Consider the following 23,964-nt stretch of genomic DNA (forward strand, 5'->3'; position numbering starts at 1 on the left):
CCCCGGCTTCGCCTGCGCAGCTCGAGCGAGCTGCCGGGTCACACCCACCGGTCGTGGGGCGCTCCCGCTTTCCCCAATTACCTAAAGCGTGCCGGGCACCGAACTAGGGCTCGGTCTTCACCCTCCGGCGGGCTTCCGACGGAGGCACCGTCCGTAGCGCCGCGCCGCTTCGGCCGCCCGTGGCCTCCGGCCCGCCTCCGCGCTTGCCCTCGCCGACTCCGGTACCCGACGAGCCGCCAATGTATTCAGGGAAGCGCCCGATACCGCCCGCCGGTTGAGCCGGGCGTACCTCGGAGTGACTTGCGGTTGACTTCTGCCCCCCGCCGGGGTACACTATTATTGGCATATGCCAATAAGGAGCAGGGGCGGTGGACGGATGCGAATAGCGGTGACGGCTACAGCGCCCGATCTAAAGGCGGCGGTAGACCCCCGCTTCGGGCGCTGTCAGTTTCTGGTGCTGGTCGACACGGAAACCGGGCAGTGGACGGCCCTGGAGAACGCGAATGTGGGAGCCATGAGCGGGGCCGGGATTGCCACGGCCGAGGCCCTGGCCCGAGAAGGGGTGAGGGCCGTGCTCACGGGCAACTGCGGCCCCAAGGCCTACCAGACGCTGGAGGCAGCGGGAGTACAGGTCATTACGGGAGTTGCGGGCACCGTGGAGGAGGCGGTAGAAGCCTACCGCTCGGGTAAGCTGCGGCCCGGTTCCGCGCCTACGGTTCCGCCGCACTTCGGTGGCGGCGGCGGCTTTGGCGGTAGGGGTGGCGGAGGATTTGGTCGCGGTGGTGGTTTCGGTGGTGGTGGTGGTGGCTTCGGCCGTGGTGGCGGTGGCTTTGGCCGCGGCGGAGGCGGCGGCCGGGGTCGCGGCGGCTTTATGGGATCATAGGAGAATAGGAGGATCGGTATGGAAGAGCTGGTCAGGGAGTTCCTCAGCCAGAAGCGGTTCGCGATAGTGGGGGCCAGCGACCGGCCGGAGAAGTACGGCAATCAGATCGTGCGTAATCTCAAGGAGCGGGGCTACGAGGTGTACCCGGTGAACCCGCGGCTGCCGGAAGTGGAAGGGCTGACCTGCTACCCCGATCTGCCGTCCATCCCGGTGAAGGTGGACGTGGTGGACGTGGTGGTGCCGCCGGAGGTGACCGAGCAGGTGGTCCGCCAGGCGGCGGAGCTGGGTATCGAACGGATCTGGCTTCAGCCCGGGGCGGAGAGCGAGGCCGCCATCAGATTCTGCGAAGAGCAGGGGCTTAAAGTGGTGCACAGCCTGTGCGTGATGCGGGTATGAATCGGGCACGTAATTGACATATGCCCATAACAGGGTATAATATTAGGCGAGGGCGGCATCTGACAGCCGTCCGGCAATGAAGGACACAGCCTCACACAAGGAGGTGAACACGGATGCCGCGTGGAGATCGTACCGGTCCCTGGGGGCTGGGCCCTCGTACGGGAAGGGGCATGGGCTTCTGCGCCGGGTTCCCGGTGCCCGGCTTTATGAACCCCGGCTGGTTCGGATGGGGCGGCAGGCCGGGAGGCTGGTGGGGAGGCGGACGCGGCTGGCGTCACCGCTTCTGGGCCACCGGGGTGCCGGGCTGGGCCTGGTGGGGCGCGTTGCCGCTGGCAGCCTACGGCCTCTGGCGGGCCTGGCCCTCTTTTTTCGGTCCCGGCGCCCCTGAGGGCTCGGAGAAGCAGGCCGAAAGGGAGTTCCTCAAGGAGCAGGCTGCCTTCCTGGAGAAGCAGCTCGAGGAAATGAAGAAGCGGCTGGCCGAGCTCGAGGGGGAAGACTGACCGGTGGGACGCTCTGACCGCCGGCGGCCACGGTGGGCGCCGGCACTTCTGAGGGCCCCGGGGCCCGCGTGTACCGCCGGAGGGCGTCCGGCGGGAGGAGCGGCGTGGGCCCCGGGACTATTATGTCTTGCGAGAACTCGACCCGACCGGCTCCGGGAGACGGTTGAATGAGGCAATGGGGGGGAGGGATTGCAGTTGGCCGTAGAGTTCGATTCCTCGGATCAGGCTGTCGCCGAAGCCGCCGGGCAGCCCTACAGCCCGACGGTCATCGATCACGCCACCCGTCCCCGCAACCTGGGGAGCCTGGCCAACGCCGACGGCATGGGCTGCATCACCGGCCCCTGCGGCGACACCATGAAGATCTGGCTGCGGGTGGAAGGTGAGCGCATCGTGCAGGCCACCTTCTGGACCGACGGCTGCGGTACCACCCTTGCCGCCGGAAGCATGGTCACGGAACTGGCCAGGGGGAAGAGCATCAGGGCGGCACTGGAAATCGGGCAGCAGGAAGTGCTGCAGGCGCTGGGAGGACTTCCGGAAGAAAGCCGCCACTGCGCGCTCCTGGCCGCCAATACCCTCAAAGAGGCCGTCCGGGACTACCTGGCCCTGAAGGCCGAGCCGTGGAAGAAAGCCTACCGCCGCTGATCTGCAGGGGAGGGGCCCTTGAAGGACCGGTTTCAGGCCGGTCCGTTTGCCAGGGAGGGTATGCGGGCATGCCTACGTATGACTATCGCTGCCGCTCCTGTGGGGCAAGATGGGAGGTATCGCTCCGGCACGCGAGCGATAGGCCCTCGGCCTGCCCCACCTGCGGCGGAGAGGACGTGGAAAGGCTGTTTTCCGCCCCGTACGTGCTGAGAAGTGGCAGCCGGCCTTCCGGCCGGACCTGCTGCGGCCGAGAGGAGCGGTGCGCCGAACCGCCCTGCGGCGCCGCAGGCACCTGCCGCCGGGGCTAACGAAGGTGCCGCTCAACCGGCCGTGAAGCCGGAGCCGGCGTTTAGAGTGAAGAACTCTATCCGGCGCGGGCTCGACGCCCCTCCGTGAGGCAAGCCGTCCCGAGCAGGTTTGTAGAAACAGATGGCGTAAACAAGGCAAGGAATGGGCGGCCAAATCAGCAACTTCATAAGGGGAGGAATAGGCCATTCTGTACCGGTTTGACGGACGGCAGCCCCGGGTGGGCGCCGGCACTTATGTGAGCCCCCTGGCCCAGGTGATCGGCGACGTGCGCTTCGGCGAGCGCTGCTACGTGGGCCACGGGGCCATTCTGCGCGGCGACTACGGCACCATAATCATCGGTTCGGGCACGGCGGTAGAAGAGGGAGTGGTCATTCACGCCCCGCCGCAGGGCACCTGCCTGATCGGGGAGAAGGTCACCCTGGGGCACGCGGCGGTGCTCCACGGGGAGTTTGTCGGCGACCTGGCGGTGGTGGGCATCGGCGCGGTGCTGGGCCTGCGCTGCCGGGTGGGGAAGAGGGCCATATTGGCCGAGGGTACGGTGGTGAAGAGCCGCCAGGAAATACCGCCCGGCGTGGTGGCGGCAGGCAACCCGGCTCGGGTGGTGCGCCCGGTCAAGCCGGAAGACGAGGAGTTCTGGGCCTGGGCCAAGCAATTGTACATCGATCTGGCCGCCAAGTACCTGGCCCTGGGAATGGAGCCCGTAACCCTCGAGGAGGCCATGGAGCCGGGCCGCGGCAGCGCGCCGTAGGTACGGTTCTATGGCCCCCGGCATTAGGTCTCACCCTCGATTTGGGGAACAAGTGGACTGATCGTGGGAAGCGGCTTCCGAACTCGAGAACCGTAGCCGCGTCCACCAGTGGCAGTTGGAAACGGAGCAAAGGAGGGCGTTGCCTAGCTAAGCTAGGAGGCATGAGAACCGGTAAACTGGTCAGGAAAAGCCCCATAACGACCGAAAAGGGGCAAGGTGGGGCTTGACCGGCACCCGAGTGGGGCTTCATACTTGACCCAAGTAAGATTGGTTGATTGGTTCGTCGCATCCCTGGCCCAGAACGGCGGACAGGGGGCAAGGAATTGGCCGGTCAGAAGGCCGGCGGACCCGGTATATCCTAGATTGGATTCCGGGCCATGGAGGCCCTAGCTCGGCGCAGCCGGCGGTGGTTTCCATGGTCTTTTGTTTTCTACACCGGGAGGGCGGGACCAGGCATCGCCTATTAGCGGCCCGTAGCTTCTCGGAGCGATCGCGGCAGGCATAACCTCAAGACTGGAAGCCGAGAAGGTGAAGGAAATGCAGCAACAGTTTGCGGCGGTAGGCATCTTTTTCCTGGCCGGGTTATTTGTAAGTGCGTTGGCCCTGGCAGTGGCCAGGGCGGTGCGGCCCAAGCGGCCAACCCCCGTAAAGCTTTCCACCTACGAATGCGGCCTGCCTACTCAGGGACCCACCTGGGTTCAGTTTAAAGTGGGCTACTTCCTCTACGCTTTATTATTCCTCATTTTTGACGTAGAAACCGTCTTTTTATATCCCTGGGCAGTTAAGTTCAGGGCGCTGGGACTTTTTGCCTTTGTGGAGATGCTGGTGTTTGTTGGCATCCTTCTCTTGGGCTGGTGGTACGCCTGGAAGGAGGGAGCCCTGAAATGGGAGTAGAGAAAGGCAAGGGCGGCTTCCTGCTGACCACAGTCAATGCTATTCTTAACCACGCCCGGGCCCGTTCCTTCTGGCCCCTCACCTACGGCCTAGCCTGCTGCGCCATCGAGATGATGGCGGCCGGCGGAGCCCGTTTCGACATCGCCCGGTTCGGCTACGAGGTTTTCCGCGCCTCTCCCCGCCAGGCCGATTTAATGATTGTGGCCGGCACGGTAACCAACAAAATGGCGCCGCTTCTGGTAAGACTTTATGAACAGATGCCCGAGCCCAAGTACGTGGTAGCCATGGGCAGTTGTGCCTGTAGCGGCGGACCCTTTGTGGATTCCTACAATGTGGTCAGGGGGGTAGATACCCTGATTCCCGTGGATGTATACGTGCCCGGCTGCCCGCCGCGACCGGAGGCTCTGTTCTACGGACTCCTACAGCTTAAGGCCAAAGTGCTAGACCCCCGGAGGGAGGAGGCGGTTGCCGGTGGGCGTTGAGCCTCCAAGCTTGGCGGCAATACTGAGGGAGAAATACGGCCCAAGGGTGGAGTTGGTCCCGGACGCTACGGTCACTAGCCTTCTCGTTCCGCCCGACCTGCTTCTTTCTGTGGCCACGGAGCTGGCGGGAAGCTTCAACTTGCTGCTGGATCTGACCCCGGTGGACTGGCCCGAATACTTCGAGGTGGTCTACTTCCTCTGGGTGGTGCCGGAAGGGGAAGAGTTAAGGCTGAAAGTGCGCTTACCGAAGGCCCACCCAACGATTGCCTCGGTCAGCAGTTTGTGGCCGGCGGCCCTTTGCCTGGAAAGGGAAGCGTACGACCTGTTCGGCATCGTCTTCGAGGGCCACCCCGACCTGCGCCGGATCCTCTGCCCGGACGATTTCGTGGGGCACCCGTTACGCAAGGACTTCGTCTTGCCGGAGCAGGACCGGTGGGCCGAAGAGGCGTCCGGGCGGTAAGCCTTGACCAGCAGAAGGGGAGGGGAAGCCGGTGCCCCAGGCCGACCAAAGGCTTCACACCGAAGAAATAACGCTGAATATGGGGCCGCAGCACCCCAGCACCCACGGGGTCTACCGCGGTATTTTGACCCTCGACGGCGAACGCGTGGTAAAGCTGGAAAATGTGGTCGGCTATCTTCACCGGGGGCTGGAGAAGATTGCCGAGAGCCGTACCTACCCTCAATTCATTCCTTATACCGACCGACTGGACTACCTATCGGCCATGCTCAACAACCTGGGCTACGTGCAAACGGTAGAGAAGCTGATGGGGATAGAGGTGCCGGAAAGGGCGGAGTACCTGCGAGTTATCATGGCCGAGTTGCAGCGGATAGCCAGCCATTTGGTTTTCGTGGCCAGCTTCGCCCTGGACCTTTCCGCCTGGACGGGCTGGATGTACGCCTTCCGCGACCGAGAGCGCATTGTCGACCTGTTCGAAATGGCCTCGGGTTCCCGGCTGACCACAAGCTACCTGCGAATCGGCGGTATAGCCGAAGACGTGCCGGAAGAATTCTGGCCGGCCCTAAAGGCCTTGCTGGGCGATTTGCCCCGCTGCTTTGAGGAGTACGACGGGCTGATAACCGGAAACGAGATTTTCCAGGCCCGCACCAAGGGGGTAGGCGTTCTTGACCTACCCACGGCCTTGACTTATGGCGTTACCGGGCCGAACCTGCGGGCTTCCGGACTGGCTTTTGATCTGAGAAAGGCCCGTCCCTACGGGATCTATTCCCGTTTTGACTTCGAGATCCCCACGGGTAAAAACGGTGACTGTTTTGATCGCTTCGTAGTGCGCCTGGAGGAGATGCGCCAAAGCTTGCGCATCGTTGAGCAGGCGGCCCGAGACATTCCCCCCGGCCCCGTGCGGGCCAAGTTGCCCAAGGTGCTTCGGCCTCCCAAGGGCGAGGTTTATCACCAGATTGAAGGCAGCAAGGGTATCCTGGGATACTACCTGGTGAGCGACGGATCCGCCCGCCCCTACCGGTTGCACATCCGCGGGCCCTCCTTCGTCAACCTGGGTGCCCTTCCGATTATGGCTGCCGGCGGCACCATTCAGGATTTGGTGGCCACCTTAGCCTCAATCGACATCGTTCTGGGCGAGGTTGACCGTTAGGAGGGGGAGAGATGGCGGGAGCGGAAACCGTGTTTCTCAGCCTGGATCGAGGGCTAAAGAACCTGATTTTTTCCTGGGGCATACCTGAGCCGTGGGCCTTTCTCTGCGCCGTGGCGGTTTACGCCGTAGCCGTTCTAGGGTTTGTACTGGTCAACGTTATTTTTCTGGTTTATTTGGAGCGCAAAGTAGCAGGGTACATGCAGCAGCGGCTCGGGCCTAATCGCGTAGGTCCGGGAGGCATTTTCCAGTGTGTGGCTGATGCTCTCAAACTCCTGGGCAAGGAGGACATAATCCCGGCCGGCGCCGACCGGATGTGTTTTCGTTTGGCTTCCTGGCTCATCTTTGTGCCGGCCACCATGCTTTTCGCGGTTATCCCCTTCGGCCGAGAAATGATCGTCGCCGACCTAAACGTGGGCGTACTGTATTTCCTTGCCGTGGGCTCCACCGCCACCTTGGTTTTGTTTATGGCCGGGTGGAGCTCCAATAACAAGTATGCGCTTCTCGGGAGCATGCGCGTAGTGGCCCAGGTGATCAGCTACGAGATCCCCCTGGCCTTTTCTCTCCTGGGAGTAATCATGCTCGCCGGGTCCCTGCGGATGGGCGATATCGTTGCCGCCCAGAAGCCGCTTTGGTTCGTGGTGCTGCAGCCCGCGGCCTTCGTCCTGTACTTCGTGGCCGCCATCGCCGAGTTGAACCGTGGCCCTTTTGACCTCCCGGAGGGGGAGCAGGAGATCGTTGCCGGTCCCTTCGTCGAATACTCGGGGATGCGCTACGCCCTCTTTTTCCTGTCCGAGTACGCTAACCTTCTGAGCGTCTCGGCCCTGGCGGTTACCCTTTTTCTGGGCGGATGGCAGGGCCCCTGGCTGCCTTCCTGGCTATGGTTCGTGATCAAAGTGTACGTTATGGTTTTTCTCTTCATGTGGGTGAAGTGGACCTTTCCTCGGGTTCGCGCCGACCATTTGCTGGGTCTGGCCTGGAAGTTTCTCTTGCCGGCGTCCTTAGCTAACGTGCTGGTTACGGGCGTGGTTATCAAGCTCTTCTCGGGGATCGGGGGGTGAAACCGCATGTACGGCCGAGGTTTGCTAAAGGGCCTGGCCATAACCATCCGGCACTTTTTCGGCCGGGCGATTACCGAGCAGTATCCGGAGCAGCGGCCGGTACTGGCCCCGCGTTTTCGCGGCCTTCTTTCGCTGGCGGCGGATAAATGCACCGCCTGCGGGACCTGCGCCAGTTCTTGCCCCAACCGGGCAATCCGTATTCACACTCGCCGGGACGAGAAAAAACGCCGCCTCACCGGCTACGAGGTTAACCTTCTTTACTGTTTGTTTTGCGGGCTTTGCGTTGAGGCCTGCCCGGAAGGGGCTTTAAGCTTTAGTCCGGATTTCGAGCTGGCAACCTATCACCGCGGCGGCGCAATCTACGCTCTTTATGCTCTTAGCGGGGAGGCGGCCAATGACTTTGATCTGGCCGGCCGGGAAAAGTTCGAAGGCCGGCGGGCCGCAGGGGGTGAGGAATAGCATGGAAGGCCTCTCGCTGCCGGGATTTTGGGCCAGCCTAAGGCAGGTAGGCGCCTTTTGGCTGTTGGCCGGAGCGGCGCTGGGTGCGGCGCTGGCGGCAGTTAGCGGAAAGAACATTGTGCGCGCGGCCTTCAGTTTGGTCCTGAGCTTGGTGGCTACGGCCGGTCTTTTCCTGCTCTTGGAGGCGGATTTCTTGGCCATGGTGCAGTTGCTGGTCTACGCCGGCGCCATCTCCGTCCTGCTGGTCTTTGCTATCATGCTTACCCGGCGGCCGGGGGGCAGGATGCAGGAAAGCAATCCCTTCGGTCGCTTCGTTTTGCCCGCCGGTGCGCTAGCCCTTTTCTTCCTTGGGGCCGTGGTGATGCTGCTCAGGCGCACCTCGTGGGGAGGAGGGGAGGGAGCTTCCGGGATCAGCACCGCAGGGCCGATAGGGGAGGCCTTCCTCACCACCTACGTTCTACCCCTGGAGCTGGCGGGGATCTTGCTCCTGGTGGCCCTGGTAGGGGCGATTATGGTCGCGGGAGGGGGCAGAGGTTAGGCTATGATCGGTCTCGGACATTATTTAGTCGTCGCTGCCGGACTTTTTGCCGCCGGGCTTTTCGGCGCCCTGGCCAAGAAGAATGCCGTTGCCGTCCTCATAGGTATTGAGCTGATGCTTAATGCCGTCAACCTTAACTTTGTCGCTTTCAACCGCTTCCTCGGGCCTGGTGAGACGGCCGGGTATGTGTTTGCGATTTGCGTAATCGTCGTGGCGGCCGCCGAAGTAGCGGTGGGGCTGGCAATCATCCTAGGAATCTACCGGCGCCATCTCTCCACCGACGTGGAGAACTTCAATTGGCTAAAGTGGTAGTACATAGAGGGCAGGTGAGAGGGTCCGGTGATCGAGCTGGCCTGGCTGATTCCACTGTTTCCTGCCGTTGCCTTTTTCCTGATCGTGTTTGTGGTGCGCCCACTTCGGATGGCGTCCGCCTTAACGGCGGTGGTCGCCATCGGCCTCTCCTTCCTTTTTTCGCTCGGCGTTCTAGAGGAGGGGCTACAACGGGGCATCACTATGGACAAGCCGATAGAGTTGGCCGGCCGCTGGCTTGACCTGCCCGGTCTCACCGTAGAGGCGGGCCTGCTTATCGACCCCCTTACGGTCGTGATGCTGCTGGTGGTAACCTCGGTTTCCCTCCTGGTGGCTATCTACTCTATCGGCTACCTGCGGGGGGACCCGGGTTTTTCCGTATTCTTCGCCTACGTGTCCCTGTTCGTCAGCTCCATGCTGGGCTTGGTGGTGGCGAACAACTACTTTCAGATGTTCTTTTTCTGGGAATTGGTGGGTCTGTGCTCGTACCTGCTAATCGGCTTTTACTTCCACCGGCCGAGGGCGGTAGCAGCAAACATCAAGGCCTTCGTCGTCAACCGCATCGGTGACTTCGGCTTCATGCTGGGCACCTTCATGCTTTTCCTCGGCTTCGGCACCTTCAACTTTCTAGAACTCGGACAAGCTTTCAAGGACGCTCACCCCGCCTTTCTTACCTTCACCGCCCTGCTGATCTTCTGCGGACCGGTGGCCAAGTCGGCCCAGTTTCCTCTGCACGTCTGGTTGCCGGACGCGATGGAGGGTCCTACGCCGGTAAGCGCCCTTATTCATGCCGCCACCATGGTAGCGGCCGGCGTCTATCTTCTGGCCCGGGGCTTTATACTGTTCGTTAGCGCGCCCCAGGCTCAGTTGGTGGTGGCCTATATCGGCGGGTTTACCGCCTTCCTGGCCGCCACTATGGCCCTGGCCCAGGAAGACATCAAGCGGGTTCTGGCCTACTCGACCATCAGTCAGTTGGGGTACATGGTGATGGCCATGGGTGTGGGTAGCCTGACGGCGGGCATGTTCCACCTTACCACCCATGCCTTCTTCAAGGCCTTGCTCTTCTTGGCGGCCGGCAGCATTTACCATGCCCTGGATGAACTGAACCTCTACCGTATGGGCGGCCTGGCCCGGAAAATGAAAATAACCAGCCTCGCCTTGGTTGTAGGCGCCCTGGCGCTGGCCGGCGTACCACCTTTTTCGGGCTTCTGGAGCAAGGACGAGATCCTCTCGGCCGTGTGGAGCCACGGTTACACCGGGTTGTTCGTTCTCGCTATCCTTACTGCTTTTCTTACCGCCTTCTACGTTTTCCGCCTGGTGTTTGTCGCCCTTTTCGGCCGGGCGCGGGCGGAGCTGCCGGCGCACGAGTCGCCGAAGGTAATGACCGTGCCCCTGGCGGTGCTGGCGGTTCTGGCCGCAGGAGCGGGGTTCACCGGCGCTCCCTTTGTCCCCTGCGGCTTTGGCTCTCTGGTCTACTTTGGCGAGCCGGAACCGGCGGCGGGGAACGGAACGGTGATGGCGCTCTCCACTTCGGTAGCCCTTCTGGGCATCGCCGGCGCCTGGCTGGTTTACGGACGGCGGCAGGTGGCGAACGAGCCCCTGGCCTCGGCGGTGCCGGCCCTGCACCGCTTGCTTTACCACGGCTATTACCTGGACGAGCTCTATTTGTGGCTGTTCCGGACGGTGGTCCTGGGCCTGGGGGCGGCGTTCAACTGGTGCGAGAGACGGGTGATCGACCGCTTTTTCGACGGGCTGGCCAATTGCGTCCGGGCCGGCGGCCGAGGATTGCGTCAAACCCAGACCGGCCTGCTTCAGAGCTACGCTCTGGTAATCTTTGCGGCAGTGGTGGTCCTGATTTTTTGGATGGCACTGCCGGCATCGGGAGGGAGGATACCATGAGCTTCCCCATACTCTCCACCATTCTGCTGGCGCCGGTCGCCGGGCTTATCATTATCCTGTGTCTTCCGGAGAGAAAGGACCGGTTGATCAAGATAACCGCTGCCGTAGCCACCTCGGTTTCTCTCGGCCTGTCTCTCTACGTCTTTCTGGCCTACGATCAGGCTGGCGGAGGAATGCAGTTTCTGGAAACCGTGCCCTGGGTACCGGCCCTCGGCATCAACTACGCCTTGGGAGTAGACGGAATGAGCGCGCCTCTGGTCTTGCTTACGGCGATTGTCATATTTACCGGCGTCTTTGCCTCCTGGGACCTGGAGCAGCGGGTCAAGGAGTTTTTCATCTTCCTCCTGATGCTGGTTACGGGCGTTTTCGGGGTTTTCATGAGCCGCGACCTCTTCCTCTTCTATTTCTTCTTTGAAGTCGCCGTCATCCCCATGTACCTTCTCATCGGGGTCTGGGGCAGTACGCGCAAAGAGTATGCGGCCATGAAGTTGACGCTCTACCTGCTGGTGGGAAGCGCTTTCGCCCTCATCGGGCTGATTTCTCTCTATCTCGCGGCCGGCGTTGCCCTTGGTTTCCGAACCGCCGATATCGCCACTCTGGGGAGCTTGACCTACGGCTTATCTTTTCAACGCTGGGTATCGTTTCTTATCCTGTTCGGTTTCGGTGTCCTGGTGCCGATTTGGCCCTTTCACCTTTGGTCGCCTGACGGTCACGTGGCCGCCCCTACCGCCGTGAGCATGCTCCATGCCGGCGTCCTAATGAAATTGGGAGCCTATGCCTTGCTGCGGATTGGCGCCTTTTCCCTACCGGAAGGGCTCAAGTACTGGGCGCCGTTAATCGCCCTCCTTTGCCTGGTCAACGTGGTCTACGGGGCCCTGGTGGCCATGCAGCAGCGGGATCTCAAGTTCGTCATCGGCTATTCCAGCGTAAGCCATATGGGATATGTGCTACTGGGCGTGGCGGCCCTTAACCTGTTTAGCCTTACCGGCGCAGTCATGCAGATGTTCGCCCACGGGATCATGACCGCCCTTTTCTTCGCCCTGGTGGGTCAGGTGTACCACAAGGCGCATACCCGGGAAATCGCCCTTTTCGGCGGTTTGGCCCACCAGATGCCTCGGGTGGCGGCTGCCTGGCTGATTGGCGGTCTGGCCTCGCTGGGTTTGCCCGGGCTTAACAACTTCGTCGCCGAGTTTCTCATCTTCATAGGGGCCTTTACCCGGGAGCAGGCGCTGTTGGGCGGATGGTTCACCTTTAGGACCGTAGCCGTGGTAGCCATCCTCGGGGTAGTGGTTACGGCCATGTACGTTCTGCGCGTCTTCAAACACGTGTTTCTGGGTCCGCGCCAGCCGCAGTGGGATCACCTGACCGATGCCCGGGGGGTAGAAATGGTGCCCATAGCCGTGCTCTGCGGCGTGCTTATCCTCTTTGGCGTTCTTCCTTCTCCGCTGGTGGAGGTCATAAAGGTAAGCATAGGACCGCTGGTGGCCAAGCTGGAAAGCGCAGCTCAGATCGGGGGGATCTTCTGATGGCCGCGGACTGGGCGCTTCTCAGCACGGAAATTCTCCTGGCCGCCCTGGGGCTCGGCCTCTTGGCCCTGGGCCTGGTTGTCCCCCGCGACCGGCAGCGAAGCCTTGGCTATCTGGCCTCGGTAGGCCTGGCTTTGGTGCTGTTGGTTACCCTGGCCCGGCACGGCCGGCAAGGGGTGTTCCTGGGCGGGTCTTACCTACAAGACGCCTATGCCGCTTTCTTCAAGGAGTTGCTTCTGTCGGCGGCCATACTGGCCACCATCGCCTCGCACGACTTCGTCCCTCGCCTGGGGCGTTGCCAGGCGGAGTTCTACGCGCTGGTGGTATTTGCTACCCTGGGAATGGTGCTGGTGGCCGGAGCCGGCGATCTGGTCACGCTTTACCTGGGCCTAGAACTCATGACCATTAGCTTCTGTCTGCTTGCCGCGTTTAACCAGGGCGACCCCAAGTCCCAGGAGGCCGGGCTCAAGTATATTCTTCTCGGCGCTATGTCCTCTGCGGTTCTTCTTTACGGTCTTAGCCTGGTATACGGGCTGACGGGAACCACCCGGCTGGGAGAACTGGGACCCGCCCTGGCCGGCCGGACCCAGGTGCCGCTACTGATCCCAGCGGTGGTGTTCCTGATAGCCGGCTTTGCCTTCAAGATCGCCGCCGTACCCTTCCACTTTTGGTCGCCGGACGTCTACGAGGGTGCGCCTACACCGGTCACGGCCCTGCTGGCGGTGGGTTCTAAGGCGGCGGCCCTTGCCGCCCTAATACGGCTTCTGGTGATGGCACTGCCGGAGGTGCGGGCGTATTGGGGAGCACCCTTGGTCCTCCTCTGCCTCCTCACGGTACTGTTTGCCAACCTGGTGGCCATTCCTCAGACCAACATTAAGCGCCTGTTGGCCTATTCTAGCATCTCCCAGGCGGGCTACCTGCTTCTCGGAGTGGTAGCTCTTTCTCCCCTGGGCCTTACCGGGGTGCTGTTCCATTCCCTCCTTTACGTCTTTGCCAACATGGCGGCCTTTATGGTGGTTACGGCCTTCTGGCAGGCAACGGGTAGCGACGAAATCCCGGACTACGCCGGACTGGCCCGGAGGGCCCCGCTCCTGGCAGCGGTGATGCTTTTCTCCCTGCTGTCCCTGGCAGGAATTCCGCCTTTGGCCGGCTTTTGGGGCAAGTTCTACCTGTTCACCGCGGCCATCGAGCGAGGGTACGTCTGGCTGGCCTTGGTGGCGGTAATAATGACCATGGTTTCGGTTTATTACTACCTGCTGGTGGCCAAGGCCATGTTCATAAAGGAGCCCCCGGCAGGTAGCCCCTCCTTAAGGGTGCCCACCGGTCTCCAGGTGGCGATGGTGGCCTGTCTGGTGGTTATCCTGCTGGTGGGCACCTACCCGGGGCCGCTTACCAGAATAGCCGCGGACGTAGCCCAGACTTTCCTTCGTTAACCCGGGTGGCGTTCCGGACCCGGTCAAGTACCTGAAGCCTCGCCGGGCACCGAGCTGGGCGCAAGCGACTGTGAAGGCGGGCCGATGGCCACGGCTGGCCGAGGCCGCGCCGGGGCCAAGGACGAGGTCCTGCGCGGGCAGCCCGGCGGAGCCCGAAGCGCAAGGTGGTTCGGTCGGTGAAGCGACCGGTACCAGGGGAAACCAGGACTGCCGGCAGGGCGAACTGGGGATCCGCTAGGAGCGGGCCGCGTAGCTCAGCTTCAGGCTGGGGCAGCAAGGCGTGCGCGTACCTGATCCCAGACGTGCTGGATCGACGCCGCCGTGGTCCCGGACACCGCCTCTACCGGGGGTTGACCTTGGGCCAGGGCCCGGGGCACGGCGGGGTCGAAGGGCACTCGGCCGACTACCTCCAACCCTTCGGCCCGGCAAAAATCCTCCACTTGCCGGGCGGCCTCGGGGCTGAGGTCGAACTTGTTCAGGCAGACCACCGCGGGCACCTCGAAGTGGCGGCAAAGTCCTGCCGCTCGGGCCAGGTCGTGCCGGCCGGAAACCGTGGGTTCGGTCACCAGGAGGACCAGGCCGGCACCGGCCAGGGCGGAGATGGCCGGGCAGGCGGTACCGGGCGGCCCGTCGGTCAGAAGGCAGGAACAGCCCTGGCCCTCGGCCAGCTCGCGGGCGGCCTTGCGCACCTCGGCCACCAGCTTGCCGGAGTTTTCCCGGCCTGTGCCCAGTCGGGCGTGCACCAGGGGGCCGTAGGGTGTCTCCGAGAGGTAACGGTAGCCGGCCAGCACCGGTTGCAGGCTTATAGCCTCAACGGGGCAGATGCGGGCGCAGAAACCGCAGCCCTCGCAGGAATATTCCTCTATCGCCGGCGGGTTGCCCCCGGTAACGGCGCCGAAGCGGCAGACCTGGCGGCACAGGCCGCACCCTTCGCACCGGTCGGCGTCGATAACCGCCGTTACGCCGCTCCAGAATTCCTCGGTTTCCTTGAGGGTCGGGCGGAGGATGAGGTGCAGGTTAGAGGCGTCTACGTCGGCGTCCGCCAGCACCGCTCCTCCGGCCAGGGCGGCAAAGGAGGCCACCAGGCCGGTCTTGCCGGTCCCGCCCTTGCCGCTGAGCACCACCAGCTCCTTCATGGCCTGCACTCCTTCGTGGTCTATCGCTTGTTTTCTGAGTGTGAGTTTTATTGGGCCCCGGTCCGATCTTTTGCCGCTTCCGCCAGGCGCAGGAATTCCTCCCGCCAGCCGGGCTGGGCCTCCACCAGCGTGAGGCCCTGGGCGTAGGCCTGGGCGATGCTTCGATCAAAAGGAATCTTCAAGAGAAGCGGCAGCCCCTGTTCCCGGCAGAATTCCTCCACCGCCGCGTCCTCGCCGATACCGGCCCGGTTGAGGATCACGCCCGCCGGCACCCCCAGGGTGCGGGCCACCTCCACGGCCAGCTCCAGGTCGTGGAGGCCGAAGGGAGTGGGTTCGGTCACCAGCAGGCAAAAGTCCGAGCCTTTGACCGTTTCTACCGCCGGGCAGGCGGTGCCGGGCGGAGCGTCCAGCACGGCGGTAACTCCGGGCCGGACATGGGCCTTTACCCGCCGGATTACCGGCGGAGCCAGCGGCTCGCCCAGATTGAGCCTCCCCTGGACGAAGGCCAGCGGCCCGGCCTGTCCCTCTTCTATCACTCCGATGGCTCTCTTTTCTTCGGTTATGGCCCCCTCGGGGCAAAAGTGCGTACAGACGCCGCAGCCGTGACAAAGCTCCGGGAAGACCAGCACCGCCTGCCCCAGTACGGCTATGGCCTTGAAGGCGCATACCTCGGCACAGCGGCGGCAGAAGGTGCAGCGGTTTTCGTCTACGCGGGGTACGGCCACCGTAACCTCCTCCCGCCCGTCGAGTTTCGGGCGGAGGAAGAGGTGGGCGTTGGGCGCGTCCACGTCGCAGTCGGCAAACTGGACCGGAGTTCCGGCCGAGGCCAGGGAAAGGGCCAGGCTCGTGGCCACCAAGGTCTTGCCGGTTCCGCCTTTCCCGCTGGCTACGGCGATGCGCATAGTCATCCCGTCCTTAGGCTTTTATGGGCATACGCCCGATAACCCTATACTAACCCCGGCGGCCGGCTCTGTCAAGCCCGGGCGCAAGTATGGTCGGCGAGGTGACAGTACGAACGGGGAGCACCCGGTACCGCCCAAGGTAAAAATGAGGATCCGCTAGGGAGCTGCTAGCGGCCCTCGCTGAGCAGCTTCTTTTCTACTAACTCAACCACTGCTTTGGCCGCCTCCATGGCGGCCTTGGCTTCCTCTGGGTCATCGAAGTAGCGCGAGGGAACGCCTCCCGGAAGGCCGTTGGGGTAGCGGGTGGGGATATAGTAGCGGTCGAGCATCTTGGCCGGCAAGACGTCGAGGAAGTCGGGGTCCAGTTCGGCCGCCAACCGCGCCAATTCGTTTACCGAGTGGATACGGAAAGCCTCGGCAGACTTCAGCCTAAGATAGAGGTAGGCCTTTAAGGCTTTCTCTGCCGCCTGTTGGAAGTGGAAGAGGGCTAGGTAGAAACGGCCTCGGCGGCGGAGATCGTCTGCGTCTGCGAACTCATCCTTGGCCTGGGTAAGCCACCTTTCAGCCTCCACCAGGTAGGGTTTTCTCATTATTCTAGTGCCCTCCCGAAAGCCAGTATCTCCTGCAGAAAACTATTCACCGGTAGCTCCTCCTGGAGTTCCCGCTCGTTATAAACCAGAATGTCGCTGGCCACCGCGCACTCCACCCGCTCGTACACCATCCGCCCCCACTCTTTGCCTCTACGGGTGGCCGGCATCACCACCAGCAGGTCAAGGTCGCTGTCAACGTCGGTCTCGTTTCTGACCATCGACCCGAACAGTATGATCTTCAGCGCTCCTAGTTCGCGCAACTGTGAGCAGAGCTCGGCCAGGGCCCGATCTAACCGGGCCTTGCGCCGTTGCTTTGCCTCCAGGATCTTCCCGAGTTCAGACATGTGCGCGTTCACCCGTTCGGATTAGATCTATCGCCGGTTTGACGTCTATATAATAAGCCCGCGCAGGCCGGTCCACAAGGGGAGAAGGAGGCTGGGTCCCGAGGCGGGTTGGAACCCGCCGGGAGGATTCCTTCGGTATTTGGCGAATGTGGGAAATAGCGATATCTGGTGGAAGCGGGTGCCCGCGGCAGGCGGGTGAAAAGGGAAGCCGGTGCGAGTCCGGCGCGGTCCCGCCACTGTGAGGGGGAGGAGCCCGGCAGGTAGGCCACCGGGGTTTCCCGGGAAGGCGCCGGGCCGCCGACGAACCCGAGCCAGGAGACCTGCCCGTTTCCCGGACGAGGTCGCTTCCCGCGCGGACGGGGAGGAGGGCCGTGCCTCTACCCAGCCGCCGGGCTGGGCGTTCTTGTAAGTCGGGTACCGGCGGGAGACCGGGCGGCGCCTGGGGGTCCGGCTTCGGCCCTTCGGAGGCCAGGCGCCCGCCTTCATAGCCCACCGGCGCCAAGTTTGGTGCCCGGCAAGGCTTTTAGGTACTCGGTGGGACCGGGACTGCCGGCGGAAACCCAAGCTTACTCAGCGGGTGGGGGATGATGGAAATTGTCTAAGACCAATCTACCGCAAGGTATCGTCAAGCGCGACGGACGGGTGGAAGCCTTCGACCCCGGTCGGATCGAGGCTGCGGCCCGCAAGGCCCTGCAGGCCACCAGTGAAGCCCCGGATGCCGGGGCGGTGGCGGCGGCGGTGTCCGCCGCAGTGGTGGAGAAGCTGGCGGCTGCCGGCCGGCACCTACCCTACCTGGAAGAGGTTCAGGACCTGGTGGAGCGCACCCTGATGGAGCAGGGCCTTTTTGCCACCGCCAAGGCCTACATCCTTTACCGGGAGCAGCGGCGCCGGGTCCGGGAAATGAAGGCCCTGGTTTCGCAGGACTTGATCGACGCCTACCTGGAAGAGGCCGACTGGCGGGTGAGGGAGAACGCCAACGCGGGGTTCTCCCTGCAGGGGCTCAACAACTACCTGGTGGGGGCCCTGGCGGCGGAGTACTGGCTGGAAAGGGTATACCCGCCCGAGGTGCGGGAAGCCCACCGGAGCGGGGACCTGCACCTGCACGACCTGAACCTCATCGCCCTCTACTGCGCCGGCTGGGACCTGCAGAAGCTCCTCCGGGAAGGCTTCAACGGGGTGGCCGGCCACACCGAGGCCAGCCCGCCGAAGCACCTCCGGTCTGCGCTGGGCCAGCTCTACAACTTCATCTACACCCTCCAGGGAGAGACCGCCGGCGCCAACGCGGTATCCAACTTCGACACCTTGTTTGCCCCCTTTGTCAGAGCCGATAACCTCAACTACGACCAGGTGAAGCAGGCCCTGCAGGAGTTCGTCTTTAACCTCAACGTGCCCACCCGGGTCGGCTTTCAGACCCCGTTTTCCAACGTTTCGCTGGACGTTTCGGTTCCGGACTTCCTCTCCCGGGAGCCGGCGGTGGTGGGCGGGAAGGATATGCCCTTTTCCTACGGCGACCTCCAGGAGGAAGTCAACCTTGTCAACCGCGCTTTCTGCGAGGTCATGCTCGAAGGGGACGCCCGGGGCCGGGGCTTCACCTTCCCCATACCCACCTACGGCGTCACCCGGGAATTCTTCGCCGGTCCTTCCTCCGGTGAGGTCTTCCGCCTGGCGGCGCGCTACGGCAGCCCCTACTTCTCCAACTTCATCTCCTCGGACCAGCGCCCCGAGGACGTGCGCTCCATGTGCTGCCGGCTGAGGCTCGATACCTCGGAACTCCTGCGCCGGGGCGGCGGCCTGTTCGGCGCCAACCCCCAGACCGGGAGCATCGGTGTGGTGACCCTGAACCTGGCCCGCCTGGGCTACCTGGCGCGGGACGAGGAGGACCTCTTCGCGCGCCTGGCCCGGCTGGCCGGGATCGCCGTGACCGCCCTGGAGGTCAAGCGCAAGGCGCTGGAGCGCTTCGCCGAGGCGGGGCTGTACCCCTTTACCGCCCGGTATCTTGCCGAGGTGAAGCAGCGGTTCGGCAGGCTGTTCGCCAACCACTTCTCCACCATCGGCGTGGTCGGGGGCAACGAGATGTGCCTGAACCTGCTGGGGACAGGCATTTCCCGCCCGGAAGGGAGGCGCCTGGCGCTGAAGGTGCTGGAGTTCCTGCGCGAGTTCTGCCGCCAAGCCCAGCAGCAGACCGGGAATCTTTACAACCTGGAGGCCACGCCGGCCGAGGGGGCATCTTACCGGCTGGCCAAGATCGACAAGGAGAAGTACCCGGACCTTATCGTGGCCAACCAGGAGGCCTGGCGAAAAGGAGCGGCGCCGTACTACAGTAATTCGACAACGCTGCCGGTGGACGCCACCGACGACGTCTTCGAGCTGCTGGACCACCAGGAGGAGCTTCAGGCCATGTACACCGGCGGAACCGTCGTGCACGTCTGGATCGGCGAGGAGAACCCCGACCCGGGCGCCTGCGCCGAGTTCGTGCGCCGGGTGTTCCAAAACTACCGCCTGCCCTACCTGTCCCTGACTCCCACCTACTCGGTCTGCGCGGCCCACGGCTACCTCTCCGGGCGGCACGACACCTGCCCCAGGTGCGGGTCGGAGTGCGAGGTCTACTCCCGGGTGGTGGGTTATTACCGGCCGGTACGGCGCTGGAACGCGGGCAAGCAGGCGGAGTTCCGGGACCGCAGAACGTTCGCGGTGGGCCGATAGGATGAGAATTGGCGGCTTTCTTAAGCTATCCTTTTGCGACTGGCCGGGAAGGCCGGCGGCGGTGGTCTTTACCCAGGGCTGCAACTTCCGCTGCCCCTGGTGCCACAACCCCACGTTGATTCCGGCCGAGCCGGAGGGGGCTCTCATCCCCGAGGAAGAGGTTCTGGCCTGGCTCGCCCGGCGCCGGGGGTTGCTGGGCGGAGTGGTGATCTCGGGCGGGGAACCCACCGTCCAGCCCGACCTCCTATCCTTCCTCGGCCGGGTCAAGTCGCTGGGCCTGCCGGTGCAGCTCGACACCAACGGCTCGAACCCCGGAATCGTGGCTGCGGCCCTGCAGGCCGGGCTGGTGGACCGGGTGGCGGTAGACTACAAGCTTCCGGCCCGCATGTACGGCACGGTCTGCCCCGAGGGCGCCGAAGGCGCGTCCGCCGTAATGGAGACCGTGCGCCTGGTCCTGTCGGCGGGCAAGGGTGCGGTGCGGACCACGGCGGTGACCGGCATCCACGACCGGGAAGTTATCCGGGAGATGGAGCAGGAGGTCGGCGGGTATCTGATAGTCCAGCCCTGGCGGCCGCCCCCTTCCGTTTCGGCGAAGGCGGAGGCAGGGGAATAAAAAATATTGGCGCCCTGCGGCAACTAATGATAACATCGGAGCAATGGCCGCGAGCGCGGCCGGGCAGGGTCAGATCGGTTACCAGGGGGGAGGGAAAGCAAGGGATGCATGGGTCGGTCGAGAGATTCTCCGCAGACCGGCGAGCGTATCTTCCCTTTGATGCCTTGAACTGCCTTTCCGAGATTGGCCGGGCCCTGGTGGAAGGCGACAGCTTCGACCGGGTGATAGAACGGATACTGGAGACGGCCCGGGCGAGCGTAGGGGCAGAGAGTGCGGGCCTTCTCCTGTACGACGAGCAGGCAAAGTGCCTGGCCCTGCAAAAGCCGGCCTTTGGAAGCTGGGACGAGCGCCTGATCAGCCGTTATCGGGTGAGGAGGGAAAACGGGGGAAATGCGATCTCCGTCTTTGAGAGCCGAAAGCCCTACGTATCCAATAATCCCTTTGAGGATTCGCGGATAATCCGGGGCCTGTTGGAGCTGTTTCCGGCCAGGAACGTGGCCAGTGTCCCGCTGGCCTTTAACAACCGATGCATTGGTGTCCTGCACCTGAATAACAAGGCCGGGGGATTCACCGACGACGATCTGGCAGTCCTCGATCTGCTGGGGTCGCAGTTGGCCTCGGCTGTAGAGACCGCGCGATTGGTTCAACGCTGCAGACTTCAAGAGGCACAGGTCAGCCGCACCGTTCAGCACCTCAAACGCCTGGTAGAATTGGACGACCTGCTGCTCAGAGCCGCCCTTCGGGGCGGGATTAGGGCAATAGCGGAATGCCTGGCCCGGTATACCGGTGCGGGTCTGGCCTTCTACGACCGCCAGCTCGTGCGGCGGGCGTCGGCGGGGATTGCCGATCAGGCGCTGATCCAGCTGGATCAACATGTCTCCCGGGCGTTCGGCCGAAAGGAGCCGCTCCCGGGGAAGCCCTCGTTTTCCCTGCCGGATCGAGTATCGGTGTTTCCCCTCCATGCGGAAGGGGAGGTGCTGGGCTACCTGTGTGTACTGGCCGCCGGCGGTTCCGAACCGGTCGCTATGGTGGAACGCAGCCTTCCCGTCCTGGTGCTGCAGCTCTTGAGAGAGCGGGCCGCGGTAGCGGCGTTGCGGGATGCGGAATCCGAGCTGGTGTCAAACCTCCTGGCCGGAAGGTGGGGTCCGCAGGAAGTGGCCGAAAAGGCCCGGCAGCTGGGACTGGCCCTGCCCTTGCCGGGCACGGTGGTGGTAGCGCGCCGCGCCGGAGCCGGGCTGCGATCAACCGCAATAACCATGCTGGGTCGCAGGCGCGTGCACGAATTGAGATCCTGGCTGGAAGAGCTCGGCCTGCGTAGCCTGGTGGCGGTGGGCAGGGAAGAGGTTGTATTTCTCTTGTCCTTCGTCCAGGAGCGCTCAGGCCGAACGCTGAAGCAGGTAGTGTCCGAGCTGAGGGCCAGGCTGGCCGGCGAACGGGATCTTCCCGTCTGCCTCGGGGTAGGCGGGGTGACGGAAACCCTGGATGGGGTTCCGCGCTCCTACCGTGAGGCCCGGTTTGCCCTGGACTGCGTTACCAGAATCGGACGGCAGGAAGGGGAGGCCTTCGAGGCCTTCTTTGATGACCTCGGCGTTTACCGCCCTCTGGTTGATGCCGGGGCTGCCGCCGAACTGGAACGGCTGGTTCAGGGCACCCTTGGTCCCCTCATTGTCACCGACCGGAAGAAAGGCACCTCCTATCTCAGGACGCTTTACAGCTTCTTTGACCACGGGGGGAACCTCAGGGCAACGGCCGAGGATCTGGCCTGCCACCTCAACACCGTGCGCTACCGCCTGGAGAGGACGAAGCAGCTTCTCCGCCAAGACCTCGCTCATCCCGAATGCCGGTTCAATCTTGAGCTTGCCGTCCGTCTTGCCCGGTTCTTTTACCCGGAACTGTTCCGGTGAATTGAAGCACATTTGTCGGCCTGGTACACATCAACGAGTTGTGAACTTTGGCATTTCATGCCCTTGTCGCACCAAACCCGCCGGTATAAGCTCTTAGCTGAATAACCTCACTGGGGAGGCAAGCAAATGCCGCAGTACTGGGATGCACAGTTCGAAACCATGCCCTGGCGGGAAGTAGAGGCGTATTGGCGGCAGGAGCTTCGGCGGCAGATAGACTATGTCCGGAGCGCCAACGAGTTCTACCGGCGGCGGCTAAAGGACGGCCATCCGGAGTTATCCGATATTCCCTTTCTCACCAAGGAGGACCTGCGGAGCGCGCAGGCGGGTGCGGCCCGGGAGCATCCCCTGGGGGAGATTCAAACCGTCCCTACCGGGGAAATCGTGCAGGTGATTTCTTCGTCCGGCACCTCCGGCCGTCCGGTCTACTACGGCCTGACGCGAAATGATCTGGCGTGCTGGCGCGAGGCCCTGGCGCGCTTCTTTTTTACGGCCGGAGTAAGGCCGGAGGATATCGTGGTGCACACTACCGCCGTGCCGCTGTTTGCCGGAGGCGACCCCTACTTTGAGGGCATGCGGCACATAGGGGCGATGATGGTTTGGACCGGCGGGCTCTCCACGGCCAGAATCCTGGAAACCATGAAATACCTGCACTGCACGGTGTTACAGGGCACCGCGTCCTTCGACGTGTATCTGGCCGAGCAATGCAGCCGCGTCCTGGGTATCGAGCCCAGAGAACTGGGCATAAGCAAGGTGCTGGGAGGAGGTGAGCCCGGGCTAGGAGAACCTGCCATCCGCCAGAAGCTGAAGGACCTGTGGGGAGCGGCAACCGTCAGAGAGATCATGGGCCTTTCCGACGTGCTGCCGGGCATGTGGGCAGAATGTGAGGAAGAAACGGGAATGCATTTCTGCGCCCAGCGGGACGTGGCGGTGGAACTGGTGGACCCGGCCAGCGGGGAGGTTCTGCCCTGGGAGGCGGGAGTTACCGGGGAGCCGGTGTACACCACCCTCCGCCGGGAGGCCACGCCGGTTCTGCGCTACCGTTCCCGGGACCTGGTAAGGGTGGAAGGCGTGGGGTGCCCGTGCGGGCGGACGTCTCCGAAGATAAGGTGCATCGGTCGCGTGGACGACATGCTGATCTACAAGGCGATGAACGTCTTCCCTTCCGCCATACGAGACGTTCTGCTCACCTACTTCGGCGAGTCCCTTACCGGGTACCTGCAGATTGTGAAGGACTATCCCGAGCAGGTGCGGTTCGACACGCCGATCCCGGTGGACGTGGAGGTGAAGTCGCTGGAGCTGGATCTGGCCGGCCTGAAGCGGAACATGGAGCAGAGAGTGCGCGACAGCCTGAACGTTCGCATCGAGGTTAACCCGGTCGCACCGGGAAGCCTGGAGCGCAGCGAGTACAAGACGCGGCTGGTGCGGGTGCGGGAAGGGGCGCAGCGGAAGTAGGGCGCAATTTCCGGCAGATGCCGGGTCGCAATTGAATCTCGAGGGGGAGGTTGTGATGGGATACGGGTACCTGGGCAGGGCGCTGTGGGTGGACCTTGATCGCGGGGCGATGGAAGAGCAGGCGCTGGACGATGCGCTGATGCGCAACTTCCTGGGCGGTTACGGCCTGGGGGCGCGGCTTTTGTACAGCCGCATGAAGCCGGGAGCCGACCCGCTGGGGCCGGACAACATCCTGGGGATAGTAACCGGGGCGCTCACCGGCACCCCGGCGGTAGGGGGCTCGCGCTATATAGTGGTAGGCAAATCCCCCCTCACCGGCGGGTGGGGGGACGCCAACTCCGGCGGGCACTTTGGCCCGCGGCTCAAGTTTGCCGGCTACGACGCCGTATTCTTCACCGGCATATCGGCCAAGCCGGTCTATCTGGTCATCGACAACGGCCAAGCCCAACTGCGGGACGCCAGCCATCTTTGGGGCAAGGACACCTTTGAAACCGAGGAGCTACTAAAGCAGGAACTGGGAGAAGACGTAGAGGCAGCCTGCATCGGCCCGGCGGCGGAGAAAGGCTCCTTAATCGCCGCGGTAATGCACAACAAAGGCCGGGCGGCCGCCCGCGCGGGACTGGGGGCGGTAATGGGC

Annotated in this window: 26 protein-coding genes and 1 riboswitch; of the genes, 22 read left to right on the top strand and 4 right to left on the bottom strand. The window is 63.4% G+C overall.

Features of this window, described 5'->3' with window-relative positions; translation table 11 throughout:
• Positions 1-376: 376 nt before the first annotated feature.
• From NUV99_03415 to NUV99_03495, 17 genes are all read left to right on the top strand, one after another.
• Positions 377-883 carry a NifB/NifX family molybdenum-iron cluster-binding protein gene (locus NUV99_03415; GenBank protein MCR4419177.1) on the top strand — a complete coding sequence of 169 codons (507 nt, stop codon included), beginning with the start codon at positions 377-379 and terminating at the stop codon, positions 881-883.
• 18 nt (positions 884-901) lie between these two features.
• The gene (locus tag NUV99_03420) at positions 902-1,279 is read left to right on the top strand and encodes a CoA-binding protein (GenBank protein MCR4419178.1); all 378 of its coding nucleotides are present in this window, start codon (positions 902-904) and stop codon (positions 1,277-1,279) included.
• A 113-nt stretch (positions 1,280-1,392) separates the two neighbouring features.
• Positions 1,393-1,779, top strand: a complete 387-nt coding sequence (locus tag NUV99_03425; protein MCR4419179.1) for a DUF5320 domain-containing protein — start codon at positions 1,393-1,395, stop codon at positions 1,777-1,779.
• 195 nt (positions 1,780-1,974) lie between these two features.
• Positions 1,975-2,421: an iron-sulfur cluster assembly scaffold protein gene (locus NUV99_03430; protein ID MCR4419180.1), complete on the top strand. Its 447-nt coding sequence runs from the start codon at positions 1,975-1,977 to the stop codon at positions 2,419-2,421.
• 68 nt (positions 2,422-2,489) lie between these two features.
• On the top strand, positions 2,490-2,729 hold the full coding sequence (locus tag NUV99_03435) for a zinc ribbon domain-containing protein (GenBank protein ID MCR4419181.1): 240 nt from the start codon (positions 2,490-2,492) through the stop codon (positions 2,727-2,729).
• Positions 2,730-2,947: 218 nt separating this feature from the next.
• A complete protein-coding gene (locus NUV99_03440) occupies positions 2,948-3,478 on the top strand; it encodes a gamma carbonic anhydrase family protein (GenBank protein MCR4419182.1) in 531 nt (176 codons plus the stop codon).
• 537 nt (positions 3,479-4,015) lie between these two features.
• A complete protein-coding gene (locus NUV99_03445) occupies positions 4,016-4,372 on the top strand; it encodes an NADH-quinone oxidoreductase subunit A (protein MCR4419183.1) in 357 nt (118 codons plus the stop codon).
• Complete coding sequence (locus tag NUV99_03450; GenBank protein MCR4419184.1) at positions 4,363-4,854, top strand: NADH-quinone oxidoreductase subunit B; 492 nt, start codon at positions 4,363-4,365, stop codon at positions 4,852-4,854. The genes NUV99_03445 and NUV99_03450 overlap by 10 nt, the downstream gene beginning before the upstream one ends.
• Entirely contained in the window at positions 4,844-5,314 is a 471-nt protein-coding gene (locus tag NUV99_03455; GenBank protein ID MCR4419185.1) for an NADH-quinone oxidoreductase subunit C, read from the top strand. The genes NUV99_03450 and NUV99_03455 overlap by 11 nt, the downstream gene beginning before the upstream one ends.
• 31 nt (positions 5,315-5,345) lie before the next feature.
• On the top strand, positions 5,346-6,461 hold the full coding sequence (locus NUV99_03460; protein MCR4419186.1) for an NADH-quinone oxidoreductase subunit D: 1,116 nt from the start codon (positions 5,346-5,348) through the stop codon (positions 6,459-6,461).
• Between the two features lie 11 nt (positions 6,462-6,472).
• Complete coding sequence (gene nuoH, locus NUV99_03465; GenBank protein MCR4419187.1) at positions 6,473-7,519, top strand: NADH-quinone oxidoreductase subunit NuoH; 1,047 nt, start codon at positions 6,473-6,475, stop codon at positions 7,517-7,519.
• Between the two features lie 6 nt (positions 7,520-7,525).
• Positions 7,526-7,978 (top strand): NADH-quinone oxidoreductase subunit I, encoded by a 453-nt coding sequence (locus tag NUV99_03470; protein MCR4419188.1) that lies wholly within the window; start codon positions 7,526-7,528, stop codon positions 7,976-7,978.
• A 1-nt stretch (position 7,979) separates the two neighbouring features.
• Positions 7,980-8,516 carry an NADH-quinone oxidoreductase subunit J gene (locus tag NUV99_03475; protein MCR4419189.1) on the top strand — a complete coding sequence of 179 codons (537 nt, stop codon included), beginning with the start codon at positions 7,980-7,982 and terminating at the stop codon, positions 8,514-8,516.
• Between the two features lie 6 nt (positions 8,517-8,522).
• Positions 8,523-8,828: an NADH-quinone oxidoreductase subunit NuoK gene (nuoK, locus tag NUV99_03480; GenBank protein ID MCR4419190.1), complete on the top strand. Its 306-nt coding sequence runs from the start codon at positions 8,523-8,525 to the stop codon at positions 8,826-8,828.
• A gap of 27 nt (positions 8,829-8,855) precedes the next feature.
• The gene (nuoL, locus tag NUV99_03485; GenBank protein ID MCR4419191.1) at positions 8,856-10,724 is read left to right on the top strand and encodes an NADH-quinone oxidoreductase subunit L; all 1,869 of its coding nucleotides are present in this window, start codon (positions 8,856-8,858) and stop codon (positions 10,722-10,724) included.
• Entirely contained in the window at positions 10,721-12,250 is a 1,530-nt protein-coding gene (locus NUV99_03490) for an NADH-quinone oxidoreductase subunit M (protein MCR4419192.1), read from the top strand. Before nuoL ends, NUV99_03490 begins: the two co-directional genes overlap by 4 nt.
• Positions 12,250-13,683, top strand: a complete 1,434-nt coding sequence (locus tag NUV99_03495) for an NADH-quinone oxidoreductase subunit N (GenBank protein ID MCR4419193.1) — start codon at positions 12,250-12,252, stop codon at positions 13,681-13,683. The genes NUV99_03490 and NUV99_03495 overlap by 1 nt, the downstream gene beginning before the upstream one ends.
• Positions 13,684-13,943: 260 nt before the next feature.
• On the opposite strand, the gene NUV99_03500 is transcribed toward NUV99_03495, so the two are convergent.
• The 4 genes from NUV99_03500 to NUV99_03515 all read right to left on the bottom strand — a co-directional run bounded on the left by NUV99_03500 (position 13,944) and on the right by NUV99_03515 (position 16,655).
• Positions 13,944-14,819, bottom strand: a complete 876-nt coding sequence (locus NUV99_03500) for a 4Fe-4S binding protein (protein MCR4419194.1) — start codon at positions 14,817-14,819, stop codon at positions 13,944-13,946.
• A 47-nt stretch (positions 14,820-14,866) separates the two neighbouring features.
• Positions 14,867-15,721 carry an ATP-binding protein gene (locus NUV99_03505; GenBank protein ID MCR4419195.1) on the bottom strand — a complete coding sequence of 285 codons (855 nt, stop codon included), beginning with the start codon at positions 15,719-15,721 and terminating at the stop codon, positions 14,867-14,869.
• A gap of 167 nt (positions 15,722-15,888) precedes the next feature.
• Positions 15,889-16,311: a HEPN domain-containing protein gene (locus NUV99_03510; protein MCR4419196.1), complete on the bottom strand. Its 423-nt coding sequence runs from the start codon at positions 16,309-16,311 to the stop codon at positions 15,889-15,891.
• Positions 16,311-16,655: a nucleotidyltransferase domain-containing protein gene (locus NUV99_03515; GenBank protein MCR4419197.1), complete on the bottom strand. Its 345-nt coding sequence runs from the start codon at positions 16,653-16,655 to the stop codon at positions 16,311-16,313. Before NUV99_03515 ends, NUV99_03510 begins: the two co-directional genes overlap by 1 nt.
• 159 nt (positions 16,656-16,814) lie before the next feature.
• A riboswitch (cobalamin riboswitch) is annotated at positions 16,815-16,998 on the top strand.
• A 251-nt stretch (positions 16,999-17,249) separates the two neighbouring features.
• Between NUV99_03515 and NUV99_03520 the strand changes: the two genes are divergently transcribed.
• The 5 genes from NUV99_03520 to NUV99_03540 all read left to right on the top strand — a co-directional run.
• On the top strand, positions 17,250-19,358 hold the full coding sequence (locus NUV99_03520; GenBank protein MCR4419198.1) for a ribonucleoside triphosphate reductase: 2,109 nt from the start codon (positions 17,250-17,252) through the stop codon (positions 19,356-19,358).
• 1 nt (position 19,359) lies between these two features.
• The gene (locus tag NUV99_03525) at positions 19,360-19,971 is read left to right on the top strand and encodes an anaerobic ribonucleoside-triphosphate reductase activating protein (GenBank protein ID MCR4419199.1); all 612 of its coding nucleotides are present in this window, start codon (positions 19,360-19,362) and stop codon (positions 19,969-19,971) included.
• Between the two features lie 104 nt (positions 19,972-20,075).
• Positions 20,076-21,875 carry a helix-turn-helix domain-containing protein gene (locus tag NUV99_03530; GenBank protein MCR4419200.1) on the top strand — a complete coding sequence of 600 codons (1,800 nt, stop codon included), beginning with the start codon at positions 20,076-20,078 and terminating at the stop codon, positions 21,873-21,875.
• 126 nt (positions 21,876-22,001) lie between these two features.
• Complete coding sequence (locus NUV99_03535; GenBank protein MCR4419201.1) at positions 22,002-23,327, top strand: phenylacetate--CoA ligase family protein; 1,326 nt, start codon at positions 22,002-22,004, stop codon at positions 23,325-23,327.
• 55 nt (positions 23,328-23,382) lie between these two features.
• Positions 23,383-23,964 (top strand): aldehyde ferredoxin oxidoreductase (locus NUV99_03540; protein ID MCR4419202.1); only part of this gene is annotated, 582 nt, incomplete at its 3' end.

The sequence above is a fragment of the Clostridia bacterium genome, assembly GCA_024653205.1.
Taxonomy (GTDB): Bacteria; Bacillota; DSM-521; order Neomoorellales; family SLTJ01; genus JANLFO01.

Bases quoted from the DNA above. Each gene is read 5' to 3' on its own strand.
- NUV99_03415 (MCR4419177.1), top strand. From the start codon at position 377: ATGCGAATAGCGGTGACGGCTACAGCGCCCGATCTAAAGGCGGCGGTA.
- NUV99_03420 (MCR4419178.1), top strand. From the start codon at position 902: ATGGAAGAGCTGGTCAGGGAGTTCCTCAGCCAGAAGCGGTTCGCGATA.
- NUV99_03425 (MCR4419179.1), top strand. From the start codon at position 1,393: ATGCCGCGTGGAGATCGTACCGGTCCCTGGGGGCTGGGCCCTCGTACG.
- NUV99_03435 (MCR4419181.1), top strand. From the start codon at position 2,490: ATGCCTACGTATGACTATCGCTGCCGCTCCTGTGGGGCAAGATGGGAG.
- NUV99_03445 (MCR4419183.1), top strand. From the start codon at position 4,016: ATGCAGCAACAGTTTGCGGCGGTAGGCATCTTTTTCCTGGCCGGGTTA.
- NUV99_03450 (MCR4419184.1), top strand. From the start codon at position 4,363: ATGGGAGTAGAGAAAGGCAAGGGCGGCTTCCTGCTGACCACAGTCAAT.
- nuoH (MCR4419187.1), top strand. From the start codon at position 6,473: ATGGCGGGAGCGGAAACCGTGTTTCTCAGCCTGGATCGAGGGCTAAAG.
- NUV99_03470 (MCR4419188.1), top strand. From the start codon at position 7,526: ATGTACGGCCGAGGTTTGCTAAAGGGCCTGGCCATAACCATCCGGCAC.
- NUV99_03475 (MCR4419189.1), top strand. From the start codon at position 7,980: ATGGAAGGCCTCTCGCTGCCGGGATTTTGGGCCAGCCTAAGGCAGGTA.
- NUV99_03490 (MCR4419192.1), top strand. From the start codon at position 10,721: ATGAGCTTCCCCATACTCTCCACCATTCTGCTGGCGCCGGTCGCCGGG.
- NUV99_03495 (MCR4419193.1), top strand. From the start codon at position 12,250: ATGGCCGCGGACTGGGCGCTTCTCAGCACGGAAATTCTCCTGGCCGCC.
- NUV99_03500 (MCR4419194.1), bottom strand. From the start codon at position 14,819: ATGAAGGAGCTGGTGGTGCTCAGCGGCAAGGGCGGGACCGGCAAGACC.
- NUV99_03505 (MCR4419195.1), bottom strand. From the start codon at position 15,721: ATGCGCATCGCCGTAGCCAGCGGGAAAGGCGGAACCGGCAAGACCTTG.
- NUV99_03510 (MCR4419196.1), bottom strand. From the start codon at position 16,311: ATGAGAAAACCCTACCTGGTGGAGGCTGAAAGGTGGCTTACCCAGGCC.
- NUV99_03515 (MCR4419197.1), bottom strand. From the start codon at position 16,655: ATGTCTGAACTCGGGAAGATCCTGGAGGCAAAGCAACGGCGCAAGGCC.
- NUV99_03525 (MCR4419199.1), top strand. From the start codon at position 19,360: ATGAGAATTGGCGGCTTTCTTAAGCTATCCTTTTGCGACTGGCCGGGA.
- NUV99_03530 (MCR4419200.1), top strand. From the start codon at position 20,076: ATGCATGGGTCGGTCGAGAGATTCTCCGCAGACCGGCGAGCGTATCTT.
- NUV99_03535 (MCR4419201.1), top strand. From the start codon at position 22,002: ATGCCGCAGTACTGGGATGCACAGTTCGAAACCATGCCCTGGCGGGAA.